Genomic DNA, 16,051 nt, shown 5'->3' on the forward strand with positions numbered 1-16,051 from the left:
GGGCCGCTTGCCCGAGGTTAGATCGCAGAGCTATGTCCGGCTTTGCTCAGGTCATAGGCATCGAAACTGCGGGCGATCATCCGGGTCAGAGCACGCGCCTCGGGCGGGATAAACAGCCCGTCATCGGTGACGCGCAGCAGGCCGTCAAATCTTGCGTTTACCTCAGCATACATCTTGTTCAGCTCTGCGATGGATACATCATGGCTGCGCAGAATCTCGGCCGAGTCGACCCGGAAATCGCACATCAACGCTTCGATCAAGCGGGCGCGCAGCACGTCCTGTCCCTTGAACATATGCCCGCGCGAGGTAGAGAACTGACCGTCGCGGATTGCCTTTGTATGAGCCGAGGTCGCGGGGTTGTTTTGCGCGTAGCCCTGCGGAAAGCGCGAGATCGAGCTTGCACCGACGCCGATCAGAACTTCGGCCTGATCATCGGTATAGCCCTGGAAGTTGCGTTTCAGTTGGCCCGCTTTCAACGCTTTGGTCAGCCCGTCCTCTTGCGTTGCGAAGTGGTCGATTCCGATCTCGGCGTAGTTGTCCCACATGAACAGGCGGCGGGCGGTGTCGAACAAGTCAAGGCGCTGCTCGGGTGTTGGCAAAGCCTCGGACGGGATCAGTTGCTGCCGTTTCGCCATCCAAGGCACATGGGCATAGCCATAGAGCGCGACGCGGTCCGGGCTGAGCGACAGAAGCTTCTGAACGCTTTCGGTCATCCGTGCTTTGGTCTGGTGCGGCAGGCCAAACAGGATATCGGCATTCAGGCTGGTGATCCCGCGTGCGCGGATCATGTCCACCGCATCCCGCGTGGTGTCGTAGCTTTGGATGCGCCCGATGGTTTTCTGGATCTCGTCATCGAAGTCCTGCACCCCGATTGAGGCGCGGTTCATGCCCGCTTCGGCGAGGACATCCAGCCGCGCTTCGTCAATCTCATTTGGGTCGATCTCGACCGAGAACTCGGCATCCGGTCCCAGCGGCACGATATCCAGAATGTAGCGCGCCAGATCGCGCATCAGGTCGGCATTCAGCAGGGTCGGGGTGCCGCCGCCCCAATGCAAGCGGGATAGAACCACCCCCTTGGGCAGGCGCGCGGCCAATAGGTCCAGCTCGGCCTTCAGCACGTCGACATAGGCGACCACGGGGCTGTCGGTTTGCGTGCCTTGCGTGCGGCAGGCGCAGAACCAGCATAGACGCCGACAGAAGGGGACATGGACATAAAGCGAAATGGCGCTGCCGGGTTTAATCCGGGCGATCCAGTCACCAAAAAGATCAGCCCCCACGTCATTGCTGAAATGGGGGGCGGTCGGGTAGCTGGTGTAGCGAGGCACCTTCGCGTCAAAAAGTCCAAGCCTTGCCAATTGTGATTTATCTATCATGGAGATACCTTTAAGGGACCCAAGTCTTGGTTGCTTTGATAGAGATCAAGTAGGAAAGCGAATGTCAGTAGAGATAAAGTTTGATCATTCCAACTGTGACGAATGCCCGATTCGTCATCGGGCCGTCTGTGCCCGGTGTGATGCGGATGAGCTGCAGTCCCTTGAAGAGATTAAATATTATCGCAGTTTCGAAGCGGGTCAGACAATCATCTGGTCCGGCGATCAGATGAACTTTGTCGGCTCGGTCGTGTCGGGTATCGCATCCCTGACCCAGACGATGGAGGACGGGCGGACCCAGATGGTGGGTCTGTTGCTGCCCAGTGATTTCGTCGGGCGTCCCGGACGTGATTCTGCGCCATATGACGTTCAGGCCACCACAGATGTGGTGATGTGCTGCTTTCGCAAGAAGCCGTTCGAAGGGTTGTTGAGTGAGACCCCTCATATCGCGCATCGTCTTTTGCAGATGACATTGGATGAGCTGGACGCCGCGCGGGAATGGATGCTTGTTCTGGGCCGCAAGACGGCGCGGGAAAAGATCGCCAGCTTGCTTTCCATCATTGCGCGCCGGGATGCGTCGATCACTCAGAAAGGGCTGTCAGGCCCGCTCGTGTTCGACCTGCCTCTGACGCGTGAGGCGATGGCGGACTACCTCGGTCTGACGCTTGAAACGGTGAGCCGACAGATCTCGGCCTTGAAAAAGGACGGGGTTATCGTGCTGGAAGGCAAGCGGCACGTCACCATCCCCGATCTTGGTCGTCTGATGGAAGAGGCCGGAGACGACTCGGACGGTGGTTTCCTCGTTTAGACGCCACCCGCCAGTCACATACCAAAGCGATCAAGCCGCCCCGCAGGGCGGCTTTTTGTTTGGGTCAGCACGCGATCAGTGCGCCATGAAGACCGGTACAGCGGATTGTTCCAGCATGTTGCGCGTCGCACCGCCAAGGATCGCTTCGCGAAAGCGAGAATGGCCGTAGGCGCCCATGACAATCATATCTGATTCCGTGTCCATAGCATGGCGGTTCAGAATGTCCGACACGCGCGTCATGGTTTTGCTGAGGACTTCGATGTCGCACCGGACACCGTGCCGCGCGAGCATCTGGGACAGCATGCCACCCGGGTCAGAGCGGTCGGGTCCATGCCGTGGCGGGTCGATCACCACGATACGCGCCAGATCGGCGTCTTTCAAAAACGGCAGGGCGCAGCGCACCGCACGCATGGCCTCGACGCTTTCGTTCCAGGCGATCATGATGTTCTTGGGCTTCGAAACAGGTTGCCCCGCGTTTGGGACGACCATGACCGGAGCGTGACCTTCGAACATTGCGGCTTCGACAATTGGTTCCGCCTCGGCACCGCGCCCCTCGCCATACGGGTGAGGCAGGACAACCAAATCCGAGAACCGCGCCCGATGGGCAACGTGGCGTCCTATGTCCGCTATCTGGGCGACTCCGTTTTCGGCCGACCACCGCACGCCGGTTTTTCCCAGAAAATCCTCGGCATAGCTAAGTAGCTCATCAGCTTCGGCATTGGCCCGGCTGAGGGTTTCCTGAAGGATAAGAGCGTTCGCCCCGGCGTAGTAATACCCTGTCTGACTGCGATCGACGCCCAGGCACAAGGCCTCGGCATGACCATCCTGCGCGTCGGCCAATGCCGCTGCCTGAGACAGCGCTGCCTGCGCATTCGTAGTTTCCGTCATGATGGTGAGAATTGATTTGTAAGCCATATCGACCTCGTCTTTCGAGCAGCCGGTCCAATGCGACCAGCGCCCCTCCACTCGACTATGGGTGTCACAGAAAACAACGGATTGTCTTGACTCAGATCAAAGCGGCAGAGGGTGTTCTTCTACATTACGGGGGACAGTCAAAAAGGTTCTGTGCGGCACGTAAATCGCGCAGGGCAGGGTAAAGGGACGCAATATGTCGAATTACATCAAGCTGATCGTGCTTGGTCTGGTCGTGCTGTTTGCAGCGATCGGGTCCAATTATGCACGCGATTTGGCGTATCAGGTGCATGCGATACTGGTGATGATCATCGCCGGTGGTCTGTTCATCTGGACGCTTCGAAACACGGATGAGCCAGATATTCTTGTCGATCGCTCGGGCGAGTACATGGACGGCGTGATCCGCTACGGCGTGATCGCAACGGCCTTCTGGGGCGTGGTCGGGTTCCTGGCGGGAACCTTTATTGCGTTCCAGCTGGCATTTCCGACGCTCAACTTCGAATGGGCACAAGGCTATCTGAACTTTGGGCGGTTGCGTCCGCTGCACACCTCGGCGGTGATTTTTGCCTTTGGGGGCAACGCTCTGATCGCGACCTCGTTCTACGTGGTCCAGCGCACCAGCGCGGCACGTCTGTGGGGTGGAAACCTGGCCTGGTTCGTGTTCTGGGGCTATCAGTTGTTCATCGTTCTGGCAGCGACCGGATATGTTCTGGGCGGCACGCAGTCCAAGGAGTATGCCGAGCCTGAATGGTACGTGGACCTGTGGCTGACCATCGTCTGGGTAGCTTACCTAGCCGTGTATCTGGGAACGATCATCAAACGCAAAGAGCCGCATATCTACGTGGCTAACTGGTTCTACCTGGCCTTTATCGTAACCGTTGCGATGCTGCACCTCGTCAACAACATGACAATCCCGGTCAGCATCTGGGGTTCGAAATCGGTTATCGTCTGGTCGGGCGTACAGGATGCTATGATCCAGTGGTGGTATGGCCACAACGCTGTGGGCTTCTTCCTGACTGCGGGCTTCCTGGGCATGATGTACTACTTCATCCCGAAACAGGCCGAACGTCCCGTATTCTCGTATAAGCTGTCGATCATCCACTTCTGGGCGCTGATCTTCCTGTATATCTGGGCCGGTCCGCACCACCTGCACTATACCGCGTTGCCGGATTGGGCCTCGACGCTGGGCATGGTGTTCTCGATCGTACTGTGGATGCCGTCTTGGGGTGGTATGATCAACGGTCTGATGACCCTGTCGGGCGCATGGGACAAGCTGCGCACTGACCCGATCATACGTATGATGGTCATCTCGGTCGGCTTCTACGGTATGTCCACCTTCGAGGGTCCGATGATGTCGATCCGTGCGGTGAACTCGCTCAGCCACTACACCGACTGGACCATTGGTCACGTACATTCGGGCGCGCTGGGCTGGAACGGCATGATCACCTTTGGTGCGCTGTACTATCTGGTGCCTGTCCTGTGGAAGCGTGAGCGTCTGTACTCGCTACAGATGGTCAGCTGGCACTTCTGGCTCGCCACGATCGGTATCGTTCTCTACGCTGCGTCGATGTGGGTCACCGGTATCATGGAAGGCCTGATGTGGCGCGAAGTGGATGCCAACGGCTTCCTGGTGAACTCGTTCGCTGACACCGTTGCCGCCAAGTTCCCGATGTATGTGGTCCGCGGTCTGGGTGGGGTTCTGTTTCTCGCTGGCTCAGTGATCATGTGCTACAACCTGTGGATGACTGTGCGTAAGGCACCGGCTAAAGAGGCCAGCCTTACCGTCGCAGTCCCGGCTGAATAAAGGAGGCCGGAGCAATGGCAATTCTTGACAAACACAAAGTGCTTGAGACCAACGCGACCCTTCTGCTGATCTTCAGCTTTCTGGTCGTGACCATCGGTGGCATCGTTCAGATCACCCCGCTGTTCTATCTTGAGAACACCATCGAGAAGGTGGAGGGCATGCGCCCTTACACCCCTCTCGAAATGGCGGGCCGTGAGGTTTATCTGCGCGAAGGCTGCTATGTCTGCCACAGCCAGATGATCCGTCCCATGCGGGACGAGGTCGAACGCTATGGCCATTACTCGCTGGCGGCCGAGTCGATGTATGACCACCCGTTCCAGTGGGGATCCAAGCGGACTGGACCTGATCTGGCACGTGTCGGTGGCCGTTACTCGGACGATTGGCATGTACGCCATCTGCGCGACGCGCAATCCGTGGTGCCGGAATCGGTGATGCCGAAATACGGCTTCCTCGAAAACCGCAAGATCGACGGCAAGTATATCGGCGACATCATGGCGGCAAACGCGGTAGTCGGTACACCCTACACCGACGAGATGCTGGAGAACGCGCAAGCCGACTTCCGCGCTCAGGCCGATCCCGACAGTGACTATGACGGGCTGCTGGAGCGCTACGGTGACAAGGTCAATGTGCGCAACTTCGATGGTCAATCCGACCTGACCGAAGCTGACGCGCTGATCGCCTATCTGCAAATGCTGGGCACGCTGGTCGATTTCTCGACCTTCACGCCTGACGCAAACCGCTGAGGGAGGGTGCAATGGAAGAATATACTCTCCTTAGGCAGTTCGCAGATAGCTGGATGTTGCTTCTGCTGTTCGCCTTCTTTGTTGGCATCATTGTCTGGGTGTTCCGCCCAGGCGCCAGCAAGGAATACAGCGACACCGCCAACATCCCTTTCCGCCACGTTGATGCACCCGCACCGCAGCAAGACCAACCCGCCACATCCAAGGAGGCGCGGAAATGACTAAGACACCTGATAAACAGCCGGGTGACCCGAATACAACTGGTCACAGCTGGGACGGCATCGAAGAATTTGACAACCCGATGCCCCGCTGGTGGCTGTGGACCTTCTACGCCACCATCTTCTGGGGTGTGATCTACACGATCATGTATCCCGCATGGCCACTGGTTCAGTCGGCGACGGCAGGCGTCATGGGGTGGTCATCTCGGGCGGAGGTCCAGCAGGAGCTGGTCTCGTTCGAAGAGGCCAACGCCCCGTGGAATGCCAAGCTGGTGGATACCCCGCTGGAAGAAATCTCCGCAGATCCTGAGTTGCAGCAATATGCCGTCAACGCAGGCAGCGCCGTGTTCCGCACCTGGTGTGCGCAGTGTCACGGCTCGGGCGCACAAGGCGCTGCGGGTTTCCCGAACCTGCTGGATGACGCGTGGCTGTGGGGCGGCACGATGGAGGATATCCATTTCACCGTCAGCTATGGGATCCGGAACGAGGAAAGCGACGATGCGCGCTACTCCGAGATGCCGGCCTTTGGCGAGATTCTCGAACGGGAAGAGATCACCCAAGTGGTTCAGTACGTGATGTCGCTGACCAATGCGCAGACCGATGATGCGGCAGCGCAGGCAGGCAAGGTTGTCTTCGAAGACAATTGTGCCGCCTGTCACGGCGAGGACGGCAAAGGCGACGTCTTCCAGGGCGCGCCGAACCTGACGGATGCCATCTGGCTCTATGGCGGCAGCGAAGAAGCCCTGACTGAAACGGTGACTTACAGCCGTTTTGGCGTGATGCCCCCATGGGATACCCGCCTGACCGAGGCGCAGATCCGCGCCGTGACTGCCTATGTCCACCAACTGGGTGGCGGTCAGTAAGGCTACAAGAATACCTCGGGGCGGCTCGCTGCCCCTTGGTCCCGGCACCGGCTGTTCCATCTGTTCGCGCGTTTCCTGAACAGCCGGTGCCTATTTCCAAAACCATCATAGGACCATTGGCCGATCCAGAACAGGCCGCGTTTCAAAGGTCGTCAAGATCGACCGTGCGCGGGTGTTTCCTCCACCAATGATGCTCGGGCAACCAGCGCGCTTTATTGCGGGTTGGTTTCGGCACGTCCCTGAGATGGGGCTCGTTGATCCGTGTCGCGGTCATGAACGATTTCGCAAAAACACTCAGCATGGGGCTTTCCTTTCGCGTTTTCTGTATGCGTCTAGGATGATGTTTCCCTGTACAGGATGCGAGCCAATTGCTATTTCTATATGTAAGCTAGGATTACATATGAACTGGTTGAAACTGCCTCCGCTCTCTTCCCTTCGCGCTTTTTCGGCCTTTGCTGAGAAGGGTGGTGTGGTACAGGCCGGTACTGCGCTGAATGTGAGCCACGCTGCCATAAGCCAGCAGTTGCGCGTACTGGAGAAGCACATGGGTGTGGCTCTGGTCCGGCGCGATGGGAAGTCGCTTTCCCTGACACCCGAAGGTGCGCATCTGGCCCGTGCCGTGCAGCTTGGGTTCGGTTCAATCGGCGCAGCCGTAGAAGAGGTGATGAGCGCAGGCGGCGCGCGTCCGGTTCACGTGTCGCTGACGCCAACGTTCGCCGCCTCGTGGTTGATGCCGCGACTGCCGGAATTTCAGGCCAAATACCCTGAAATCAGCCTGACGATCGACCCTTCTCCGCATCTGGTGGAATTGACGCCGGGCGGCGTCGATGTCGCGATCAGGTACGGGTCCGGAGGGTGGCCCGGTGTGGATTGCGAAATGCTGCTGGAAACCCCTTTTGTTGTCGTCGCGGCCCCCAGCTTACTGGGCGGTCGATCGGGTTGGACGCCGGAGGAGTTGAGCCAGCTGCCTTGGCTGGAAGAATTCGGCACCACCGAGGCCTCGACCTGGCTGGCCAGACGCGGGGTGGATCATCCGCCTCAGGGGAGGCGTATCTCGCTGCCGGGGACCTTGCTGCTTGAAGGCCTGCGTGCGGGGCAGGGTGTCACAGCCACGGTGCGACATTTCGTCGAGCAGGACATCAAGGCTGGCCGCCTTGTTGAGCTCCATACTGAGCCTGAAAGCAGCGGATACCACGTTTTGACGGCCAAAACGCCTCTCAGACCGGCGGTAAAGACGTTTGTCAGTTGGCTGAGGCGGCAGGCGGGTGACGCGCGGTAAAAGGTGATTGTCCGATGCGCGTTTTGACCCATGTCAATGTTTGCGCGTCCATGATCTGGAAGAACACACTTCCATAAGACCCATCCTTGGAGCCAGCCAGTGAGCGATTCCGATCCCGCCCCCAGCTTGTATGCCGCCCGAGAGCCTATCTTTCCCCGGCGTGTCTCAGGTCCGTTCCGGAACCTGAAATGGATTATCCTGATTGTGACCTTGGGGGTCTACTACGTCACCCCTTGGATCAGATGGGACCGAGGGCCCAGCCTGCCGGATCAGGCTGTGTTGCTGGACCTGGCCAACCGCCGCTTCTATTTCTTCTGGATCGAGATCTGGCCGCACGAATTCTACTTTGTTGCGGGCCTGCTGATTATGGCCGGTCTTGGCTTGTTCCTGTTCACGTCGGCCTTGGGGCGCGTGTGGTGCGGATATGCCTGCCCGCAGACCGTCTGGACCGACCTGTTCATTCTGGTCGAACGCTGGATCGAGGGCGACCGCAACGCCCGCTTGCGCCTGCACCGGCAAGAGAAGATGGACCTCCGCAAGGCCCGTTTGCGTCTGACGAAATGGACCGCATGGTTCCTGATCGGCCTCGCAACCGGCGGGGCCTGGGTCTTCTACTTTGCCGACGCGCCAACCCTTCTGCGTGATCTTGTGACCGGCAACGCACACCCCGTTGCCTACACGACCATGTTGATCCTGACCGGTACCACCTTCTTGTTTGGTGGATTCGCGCGCGAACAGATCTGCATCTATGCCTGCCCATGGCCACGCATTCAGGCCGCGATGATGGACGAGGACACTCTGGTCGTCGGCTACCGTGAATGGCGCGGTGAGCCGCGTGGCAAAGGTAAGCGCACGGCAGATTCCGAGTTGGGTGATTGCATCGACTGCATGGCCTGCGTAAATGTCTGCCCCGTTGGTATCGACATTCGTGATGGTCAGCAGTTGGAGTGCATCACGTGCGCCCTGTGCATCGACGCCTGCGACGACATGATGGCCAAGATCGGCAAACCTCGGGGTTTGATCGACTATATGGCGCTGAGTGATGAGGCGCATGAACGCGCAGGTCAGCCACCTAAGAATATCTGGAAGCACATTCTGCGTCCGCGCACGATCATGTACACCGCGTTGTGGTCTCTGGTCGGGTTCGCGCTGCTGTTCGCGCTGTTCATCCGGTCTGATATCGACCTGACGGTCGCGCCTGTGCGCAATCCGACCTTTGTAACGATGTCGGACGGCACCATCCGCAACACTTATGACGTGCGCCTGCGCAACAAACATGGCGAAGAGCGTCCGTTCGATCTGTCTCTTACCGGCGACTCGGCGTTGGCTCTGGAAATCGAAGGTGTTGACGGGCAAGCTGTGACTGTGGCCCCCGATACCGCGCAGCTGGTGCGCGTCTATATTACGGCGGCGCCTGACACTGGGCCTGCGGGTGCGGATACATCTGCCGTTCGGATCTGGGTCGAGGACCTCGACAGCGGCGAACGCGCCTATAAAGACACAAGCTTCAACGGACGAGGGAACTGATCATGTCCGAGCGGAAATTCACCGGTAAACACGCCCTTGCAGTATTCGTATGTGCCTTTGGTGTGATCATCACGGTGAACCTGATCCTGGCCTATAGCGCGGTCAAAACCTTCCCGGGGCTGGAGGTCAAAAACTCATACGTCGCCAGCCAGGAGTTCAACGACCGCCTGAAGGAACATCAGGCGCTGGGTTGGGAGGTGCGCGCAGAAAACACGGGCGGTCTGCTGATCCTGCACATCACCGATGCCACCGGAGCGCCGGTTCAAGTGGCCGAGTTGCAGGCGGTCGTGGGCCGTGCAACCCATGTGCGCGATGATTTCTCGCCCGATTTCACCTTTGACGGGCTTGCCTATGCAACGCCTGCGACGCTGGGCAAGGGGAACTGGAACATCCGCCTGGTCGCCCGCGATCATTCGGGGGCTGAGTTCGCTCAGCGGGTTCCTTTGTACGTGAAAGGGTAGGGCGGTGACGGCTCAGCTATCCTCAGGTACGGCGGCTTGTCCGGGGTGTATCGCCGCCCCGGCCGAAGCTGCGCGACCGATCCCTGAGGATGTTCAGATCGCGTTGTCTCTGCCCGGCATTCATTGCTCGGCCTGTATCGCCAATGTCGAGCGGGCTTTGAACGCCCATCCCGGGGTCGAGGACGCGCGCGTCAACCTGACCTTGAAGCGTGCGATGATCAAAGCCGCGCCGGAAATGCGCGCTGCTGATCTGATCCCGGTGCTCGAGCACGCGGGCTATGAGGCGCATGAGCTGGACGCTGGCGCCCTGTCGGCCACCAGTGCGGACAAGGCGGGGCGCGACCTGCTGATGCGCTTGGCGGTGGCCGGGTTCGCCTCGATGAACGTGATGCTGCTGTCGGTCTCGGTCTGGTCGGGGGCGACGGACGCGACGCGGGACATGTTCCACTGGATTTCTGCCGCCATCGCCCTGCCTGCGATCGCTTTCTCGGCGCGGCCCTTCTTTGCCAACGCATGGTCAGCCCTTCGCGTGCGTCGGCTGAACATGGACGTGCCGATTGTTCTGGCGATTCTGCTGGCCCTTGTCACATCCCTTTGGGAAACAGCGCTGAGCGGCGAACATGCCTATTTCGACGCCGCGCTGACGCTGACCTTCTTCTTGTTGGCGGGTCGGTACTTAGACTACCGCACCCGCGCCGCCGCGCGGTCCGCGGCTGAGGAACTGACAGCGCTGGAGGTCCCCCGCGCCCTTCGGTTGATCGACGGTACCGAAGAAGAGGTTGCTGTATCCACCCTGGCCGTTGGTGACCTGATCCTTGTGCGGCCCGGAGGGCGGATGCCGGTGGATGGCCAAATCGTCTCGGGTCAGTCGGAATTGGATCGTTCCCTGCTGACGGGAGAGACCCTGCCGGTGTTTGCAGAGGCAGGTCAGATCGTGAGCGCCGGCGAGGTCAACTTGACCGGCCCTCTGACCATCCGCGCCACGGCGGTCGGCGAAGATACATCCCTGCATCGTATGGCCGATCTGGTCGCCATCGCTGAATCCGGTCGGTCTAGATACACCTCGCTGGCGGACAAAGCGGCCAAGCTATACGCGCCCGGCGTTCACATCCTGTCGGCGCTCAGCTTTGTGGGCTGGTACATCTATTCCGGCGACCTGCGCACGGCCCTTAATATCGCGGCAGCGGTGCTGATCATCACTTGCCCCTGTGCGCTAGGGCTGGCGGTTCCTGCGGTGACCACGGCGGCCTCGGGCCGGTTGTTCCGCAAAGGGATGCTTATCAAACACGCCACCGCGCTGGAGCGTCTGGCCGAGGTCGACACGGTCGTCTTCGACAAAACCGGCACGCTGACCTCAGGCGCGCCCGAGGTGACCAATCTGGGCGATCACACCACTGCCGACCTTGAAATCGCGCTGGCTCTGGCCGAGGCATCGGCGCATCCCTTGTCGGTCTCTTTGGCCAAAGCCGCGCGTGAGGCCGGGATCAAACCCGCCAAGCTGCGCGACATCACCGAGGTTCCGGGCTATGGCACGGAGGCCCATTATCGCAACCAGCGCGTGCGCCTTGGAGGCGCGGCTTGGGTTGGTGCGGAACAAGGGGTCGAGACCTCTGCATGGCTGTCGGTTGGACCCAATGCGCCGGTGGCCTTCCGGTTCACCGATGCCTTACGACCGGGCGCGGCCGAGGCCGTCTCCGGCTTCGCCAAAGCCGGAAAGCAGGTGATCCTGATTTCGGGCGATTCGACGGGTGCCGTGAAAGCGCTGGCCGAAAAACTGGGGATCGAGACCTGGATTGCCGAAGCGCTGCCTAAGGACAAGGCGCAGCGCATTCAGGAGCTCAGTGAGAAGGGCCACAAGGTCCTGATGGTGGGCGATGGCCTGAATGATACGGCTGCCCTTGCGGCGGCACATGTGTCCATCTCACCGGCCTCGGCCCTGGATGCGGCACGGGTTGCTTCAGATATCGTTCTTCTGGGGACGGACCTGTCCCCCATCGCGGATGCCTGCGACACTGCCGTCAAAGCCACAAAACGGATTCGCGAGAATTTCCGCATTGCTACGGTCTATAACGTGATTGCGGTGCCGCTGGCGGTGATCGGGCTAGCAACGCCTTTGATTGCGGCGTTGGCGATGTCGACCTCGTCCATTACCGTATCTTTGAATGCCCTGCGGCTGAGGTAACTGTTATGGAAGTGCTCGCCTATCTGATCCCGATTTCCCTGTTTCTGGGCGGAATTGGCCTGGTTGCTTTTGTCTACACGGTCCGCTCGAACCAATACGAAGACCCCGAGGGCGATGCGCGTCGTATCCTCAGCGACGAATGGGACGACAAACCCAAGCAGTAGCTGGCTGAGGATGCAAAATCACAGTTGATCCCAACCGCCCTTGAAATTGCCGCAATGCCCGGCTATGTCCGGCCTATCCGCTAGCAGAGAGAACCCGCCAAATGGCCACCACCAACCCGATCCAGTTCATTCAGCAAGTTCGAGCCGAAGTTTCCAAGGTCGTCTGGCCGACCCGGCGCGAGGTGCTGTTGACCACGGTCATGGTGTTCATCATGGCTGCTTTGACCGCTGTTTTCTTTGCCCTGGTCGATCTGGGCATTCGTGGCGGCTTGCAACTTATCCTGGGCGCGTTCAGCTAACCGCACCAGGCGCGGAAACACCGCAGCCCCCCTTGCACAGCGCGGAATCTCAGAGTAGTTCACACGGGACTATTCGGAATGGGCGTGTGGCGATTCGGGCTGCGCGCCGCTTTTTATTCCGGAACACGCGGGCAGGCCGCGACAGGATTTCAATACAGGGTGAACCCGCGATGCGGGGCTTGGCCCAAGACAAACAAGGACGACAGGTTCATGGCGAAACGGTGGTACTCGGTCAGCGTTCTTTCGAATTTCGAAAAGAAGATCGCAGAGCAGATCCGCACGTCGGTGGCTGAACAGGGCCTTGAGGACGATATCGACGAAGTGCTGGTCCCCACTGAAGAGGTGATCGAAGTGCGCCGGGGCAAGAAAGTCACGACCGAGCGCCGCTTCATGCCCGGCTACGTGCTGGTGCATATGGAAATGTCGGATCAGGGCTATCACCTGATCAACTCGATCAACCGCGTCACTGGTTTCCTTGGTCCCCAAGGCCGTCCGATGCCGATGCGCGACGCCGAAGTGAACCAGATCCTAAACCGCGTTCAGGAAGGTGAAGAAGCGCCGAAGCTGATGATCAGCTTCGAGGTCGGCGAGAAGGTCAAGGTCAACGACGGCCCATTCGAGGATTTCGACGGCATGGTCGAGGGCGTGGACGACGAGAACCAGAAGCTCAAGGTCTCGGTTTCGATCTTTGGTAGGGAAACGCCGGTCGAGCTGGACTTTACGCAGGTCACCAAGCAGGGCTAAGCACGATCACGTTGCAAGCGGATGTTTGTGGCTTTTTGTGGTGCGAGTTATTTTGGTGATTTTGAGTCTTAAGGAGTGCACTGCCACTAACGGTAAAGAGCTCGAGCAACAAACCTATCTATTGGCGTATTTAGTAAAAAGAGTGCTCCAGAAAAGGGGTTTATTCAGTCGTTGTCAAGTAAGTACTTTAGCGAGTCTGTGCTCTTAGCAAGCTAGAGTAAGAAAAGAACTCTGGCTTCTGCAGCGAACAAGTAGGAGCATGCGTTTGAAATCTGACTATGGTGCATATTGCGTCGTCGATAGTACTGTCTAAAGAATATTTTAAAAAGCTACTGCTTTACACGTATTTCGCTATGTGGCTATTCTTACTTATGGCTTTTCGTTCACGCAGATTTTTTATTGGTTCCTTTGGCGCGCTTGCCGTGTTTGCAGCTGGGGGTGCGGCTTACGTCGGGATTAGTAGATTTTACTCATCTACAGAACGCCTCCTCATCGATCCAGAGGGAAAGGACTTTGTGTACAGAGATGGTTTTCTAGTGAAAGTCTAGCATGTTTGTTAGTCAAAATTTTTTCGACAGTGAAACCCTACCTCCAGTAATTATTGTTGGTAGCGGTCCAGCAGGTATGACGCTGGGGTGCTCGCTGTTAGAAAAGAAAATTCCTTGCCTGATACTCGAAGCTGGAGACAGAGACTATGAGTCTGATATTCAAGACGATTACATTGGTGAGACTTCGGGTGACATTTACCACTCACTTGACATTACAAGACTCAGGCAGTTTGGAGGCAGTTCCAATCATTGGTCCGGTTGGTGCCGACCATTGGATGCTTGGGATTTTGATCCGGTCCCAAGTTTGGGAATTCCGGGTTGGCCGATAAGAAAGAGTGATCTGGACCCATACTCGGCTAAGGCAAACGAAATACTCGAAATCCCAAGCCCGATTGATCAACGGGTAAGCGATTCTATATTTGAATCTCGGTTTGTGCGCAGCCCGCCAGTAAGATTTGGAGAAAAGTATGAGGGATTGGTTAGGACTTCGAAATACTTAAATGTGGCGCTCCGCACCGCCGTAACTGCCATGTATGCGGAAGATGGGCGGATAGTTAGTTTAGAGTTTGTGGATTCAAGTGGATCAGTACGCAGGATTTCGCCAAAATTTGTGGTCCTCGCCTGCGGAGGCATCGAGAATTCTCGTTTACTATTGTGGTCAAATTTGGTGTCTTCGCAGCGTGTGGTCGCTCAACCGGGTTCTCTCGGCCGATACTGGATGGAGCACCCTCATGAAATTGTTGGTAGGGTCAGCCTTTCGCGGCTAATTCACCAAAGGCAATTGCCTTCAGACTTGTTTTCCGTTTCGGTGACGGCCGATCGCTTAGTGAAACACGGAGCACTCAACGCTTCAATACGTTTACCTTATCCACGCGACCTTGGATTAAAGCAACGCATTAGGAAAGGATTCTGTGAACTCGATCCAGAACTCCTCGAGCTAGTCAGTTCTACCTTTGGAACAACGGCTAGGTGCACAGACCAACCATTGAAAGCTGTTTGGGAGCAAGCGCCTGATTTCGGCAATAGAGTAGCACTTTCCGAAACATCTCGTGACAGCTTTGGCAAGCCAAGATCTCACTTAATTTGGCGCAAAACGGCTCAGGACTATCGAACTGCTAGAGTCGCTTTCGAATTGGTCGCGACGCATATTGTGCGCACCGGTGCGGGGGTGGTTTGGGCTGCTCCACATCTTATTAAGTTGGGGGAATATCCGGAAGATGGTGAGATCGGCGGGCACCATCATATGGGTGGTACAAGAATGTCGAACTCGGCTGAGCATGGTGTAGTGGATGCCAATCTAAAGATACACGGAACCTCTAATGGGTATGTTGCGGGTTCTTCTGTTTTTGTCCGCGGAGGTCATGCAAATCCAACATATACGATCGTGCAACTCTCGCTGAGACTCTCCGATCACCTTGCAACGAAGTTGAGTAGCTAGGAAATTGCACACGATTGTTAGACTTAACTGGCGTCGAAACGGCCCTGATTTCAGACGCAACGCTCAGGTTGGTTAAAAAAGTCAAAGCTAAACTTGCCAACCTTGCCATTCCACTGTAAGCGACGCCTCTATCGTCTTCGGGCGAGATTCTCTCGTGGGAGGTTTTAGGGATCGCGATCCCGGATCGGACCACGCAACATAAACCGGGTGGGACGCGTCCTGCCTACGTTGAAAGGAAAACCAAATGGCTAAGAAGCTTGCTGGTACAATGAAACTGCAGGTTCCTGCAGGTCAGGCGAACCCGTCGCCTCCAGTTGGTCCGGCGCTGGGTCAGCGCGGCATCAACATCATGGAATTCTGCAAGGCGTTCAACGCCAAGACCGCAGACATGGAGCAAGGCGCTCCTTGCCCGACCGTGATCACCTATTATCAGGACAAGTCCTTCACCATGGACATCAAGACGCCGCCCGCGTCTTACTACCTGAAAAAAGCAGCTGGTCTGAAGCCGGTCGGCAAACGTAACCGCCCCCGTGGTGCGGAGAACCCTGGTCGTGAGACCGTGGCCACCGTGACCACCAAGCAGGTTCGCGAAATCGCCGAAGCCAAAATGAAAGATCTGAACGCCAACGACGTCGAAGGCGCAATGCAGATCATCCTGGGCTCGGCCCGCTCTATGGGCATCGAGGTGAAGTAA

At 57.8% G+C, this 16,051-nt stretch carries 17 protein-coding genes; 14 read left to right on the forward strand and 3 right to left on the reverse strand.

The window, feature by feature from the left end; genetic code table 11:
• Positions 1-17: 17 nt before the first annotated feature.
• Entirely contained in the window at positions 18-1,373 is a 1,356-nt protein-coding gene (gene hemN, locus ACR3FB_RS02280) for an oxygen-independent coproporphyrinogen III oxidase (RefSeq protein WP_480563794.1), read from the reverse strand.
• A 61-nt stretch (positions 1,374-1,434) separates the two neighbouring features.
• Here hemN and fnrL point away from each other — a divergent pair, with 61 nt between their 5' ends.
• Entirely contained in the window at positions 1,435-2,178 is a 744-nt protein-coding gene (fnrL, locus tag ACR3FB_RS02285) for a transcriptional regulator FnrL (RefSeq protein WP_170375417.1), read from the forward strand.
• Between the two features lie 75 nt (positions 2,179-2,253).
• Here fnrL and ACR3FB_RS02290 read toward each other — a convergent pair whose 3' ends face one another.
• The gene (locus ACR3FB_RS02290; protein ID WP_480563796.1) at positions 2,254-3,093 is read right to left on the reverse strand and encodes a universal stress protein; all 840 of its coding nucleotides are present in this window, start codon (positions 3,091-3,093) and stop codon (positions 2,254-2,256) included.
• A 193-nt stretch (positions 3,094-3,286) separates the two neighbouring features.
• Here ACR3FB_RS02290 and ccoN point away from each other — a divergent pair, with 193 nt between their 5' ends.
• Genes ccoN through ccoP form a run of 4 tightly spaced genes read left to right on the forward strand, consistent with a single transcriptional unit; the run spans position 3,287 to position 6,715 of the window.
• On the forward strand, positions 3,287-4,894 hold the full coding sequence (ccoN, locus tag ACR3FB_RS02295) for a cytochrome-c oxidase, cbb3-type subunit I (protein WP_170375413.1): 1,608 nt from the start codon (positions 3,287-3,289) through the stop codon (positions 4,892-4,894).
• 14 nt (positions 4,895-4,908) lie between these two features.
• A complete protein-coding gene (gene ccoO, locus ACR3FB_RS02300; RefSeq protein ID WP_480563798.1) occupies positions 4,909-5,637 on the forward strand; it encodes a cytochrome-c oxidase, cbb3-type subunit II in 729 nt (242 codons plus the stop codon).
• Between the two features lie 11 nt (positions 5,638-5,648).
• A complete protein-coding gene (locus ACR3FB_RS02305; RefSeq protein WP_480563800.1) occupies positions 5,649-5,855 on the forward strand; it encodes a cbb3-type cytochrome c oxidase subunit 3 in 207 nt (68 codons plus the stop codon).
• Positions 5,852-6,715, forward strand: coding sequence for a cytochrome-c oxidase, cbb3-type subunit III (ccoP, locus tag ACR3FB_RS02310; protein WP_480563802.1), 864 nt, complete (start codon positions 5,852-5,854; stop codon positions 6,713-6,715). The genes ACR3FB_RS02305 and ccoP overlap by 4 nt, the downstream gene beginning before the upstream one ends.
• A 142-nt stretch (positions 6,716-6,857) precedes the next feature.
• Here ccoP and ACR3FB_RS02315 read toward each other — a convergent pair whose 3' ends face one another.
• Positions 6,858-7,016 (reverse strand): hypothetical protein, encoded by a 159-nt coding sequence (locus ACR3FB_RS02315; RefSeq protein WP_480563804.1) that lies wholly within the window; start codon positions 7,014-7,016, stop codon positions 6,858-6,860.
• Between the two features lie 99 nt (positions 7,017-7,115).
• On the opposite strand from ACR3FB_RS02315, the gene ACR3FB_RS02320 reads away from it, so the two are divergent.
• The 9 genes from ACR3FB_RS02320 to rplK all read left to right on the forward strand — a co-directional run bounded on the left by ACR3FB_RS02320 (position 7,116) and on the right by rplK (position 16,051).
• Complete coding sequence (locus ACR3FB_RS02320) at positions 7,116-7,994, forward strand: LysR family transcriptional regulator (RefSeq protein WP_480563806.1); 879 nt, start codon at positions 7,116-7,118, stop codon at positions 7,992-7,994.
• Between the two features lie 99 nt (positions 7,995-8,093).
• On the forward strand, positions 8,094-9,521 hold the full coding sequence (ccoG, locus tag ACR3FB_RS02325) for a cytochrome c oxidase accessory protein CcoG (protein ID WP_480563808.1): 1,428 nt from the start codon (positions 8,094-8,096) through the stop codon (positions 9,519-9,521).
• Positions 9,522-9,523: 2 nt separating this feature from the next.
• Positions 9,524-9,982: a FixH family protein gene (locus ACR3FB_RS02330; RefSeq protein ID WP_170460237.1), complete on the forward strand. Its 459-nt coding sequence runs from the start codon at positions 9,524-9,526 to the stop codon at positions 9,980-9,982.
• A 4-nt stretch (positions 9,983-9,986) separates the two neighbouring features.
• Positions 9,987-12,164, forward strand: a complete 2,178-nt coding sequence (locus tag ACR3FB_RS02335; RefSeq protein ID WP_480563810.1) for a heavy metal translocating P-type ATPase — start codon at positions 9,987-9,989, stop codon at positions 12,162-12,164.
• Between the two features lie 5 nt (positions 12,165-12,169).
• Positions 12,170-12,328 (forward strand): cbb3-type cytochrome oxidase assembly protein CcoS, encoded by a 159-nt coding sequence (gene ccoS / locus ACR3FB_RS02340; protein WP_170375394.1) that lies wholly within the window; start codon positions 12,170-12,172, stop codon positions 12,326-12,328.
• Positions 12,329-12,429: 101 nt separating this feature from the next.
• Positions 12,430-12,627 carry a preprotein translocase subunit SecE gene (secE, locus tag ACR3FB_RS02345; RefSeq protein WP_050605011.1) on the forward strand — a complete coding sequence of 66 codons (198 nt, stop codon included), beginning with the start codon at positions 12,430-12,432 and terminating at the stop codon, positions 12,625-12,627.
• A gap of 210 nt (positions 12,628-12,837) precedes the next feature.
• Entirely contained in the window at positions 12,838-13,371 is a 534-nt protein-coding gene (nusG, locus tag ACR3FB_RS02350; RefSeq protein ID WP_117872965.1) for a transcription termination/antitermination protein NusG, read from the forward strand.
• 549 nt (positions 13,372-13,920) lie between these two features.
• The gene (locus tag ACR3FB_RS02355) at positions 13,921-15,357 is read left to right on the forward strand and encodes a GMC oxidoreductase (protein WP_480563812.1); all 1,437 of its coding nucleotides are present in this window, start codon (positions 13,921-13,923) and stop codon (positions 15,355-15,357) included.
• Between the two features lie 244 nt (positions 15,358-15,601).
• Entirely contained in the window at positions 15,602-16,051 is a 450-nt protein-coding gene (rplK, locus tag ACR3FB_RS02360; RefSeq protein ID WP_113791694.1) for a 50S ribosomal protein L11, read from the forward strand.

The sequence above is a fragment of the Ruegeria sp. AO1 genome, assembly GCF_056535985.1.

Bases quoted from the DNA above. Each gene is read 5' to 3' on its own strand.
- hemN (WP_480563794.1), bottom strand. From the start codon at position 1,373: ATGATAGATAAATCACAATTGGCAAGGCTTGGACTTTTTGACGCGAAG.
- fnrL (WP_170375417.1), top strand. From the start codon at position 1,435: ATGTCAGTAGAGATAAAGTTTGATCATTCCAACTGTGACGAATGCCCG.
- ACR3FB_RS02290 (WP_480563796.1), bottom strand. From the start codon at position 3,093: ATGGCTTACAAATCAATTCTCACCATCATGACGGAAACTACGAATGCG.
- ccoN (WP_170375413.1), top strand. From the start codon at position 3,287: ATGTCGAATTACATCAAGCTGATCGTGCTTGGTCTGGTCGTGCTGTTT.
- ccoO (WP_480563798.1), top strand. From the start codon at position 4,909: ATGGCAATTCTTGACAAACACAAAGTGCTTGAGACCAACGCGACCCTT.
- ACR3FB_RS02305 (WP_480563800.1), top strand. From the start codon at position 5,649: ATGGAAGAATATACTCTCCTTAGGCAGTTCGCAGATAGCTGGATGTTG.
- ccoP (WP_480563802.1), top strand. From the start codon at position 5,852: ATGACTAAGACACCTGATAAACAGCCGGGTGACCCGAATACAACTGGT.
- ACR3FB_RS02315 (WP_480563804.1), bottom strand. From the start codon at position 7,016: ATGCTGAGTGTTTTTGCGAAATCGTTCATGACCGCGACACGGATCAAC.
- ACR3FB_RS02320 (WP_480563806.1), top strand. From the start codon at position 7,116: ATGAACTGGTTGAAACTGCCTCCGCTCTCTTCCCTTCGCGCTTTTTCG.
- ACR3FB_RS02330 (WP_170460237.1), top strand. From the start codon at position 9,524: ATGTCCGAGCGGAAATTCACCGGTAAACACGCCCTTGCAGTATTCGTA.
- ccoS (WP_170375394.1), top strand. From the start codon at position 12,170: ATGGAAGTGCTCGCCTATCTGATCCCGATTTCCCTGTTTCTGGGCGGA.
- secE (WP_050605011.1), top strand. From the start codon at position 12,430: ATGGCCACCACCAACCCGATCCAGTTCATTCAGCAAGTTCGAGCCGAA.
- nusG (WP_117872965.1), top strand. From the start codon at position 12,838: ATGGCGAAACGGTGGTACTCGGTCAGCGTTCTTTCGAATTTCGAAAAG.
- ACR3FB_RS02355 (WP_480563812.1), top strand. From the start codon at position 13,921: ATGTTTGTTAGTCAAAATTTTTTCGACAGTGAAACCCTACCTCCAGTA.
- rplK (WP_113791694.1), top strand. From the start codon at position 15,602: ATGGCTAAGAAGCTTGCTGGTACAATGAAACTGCAGGTTCCTGCAGGT.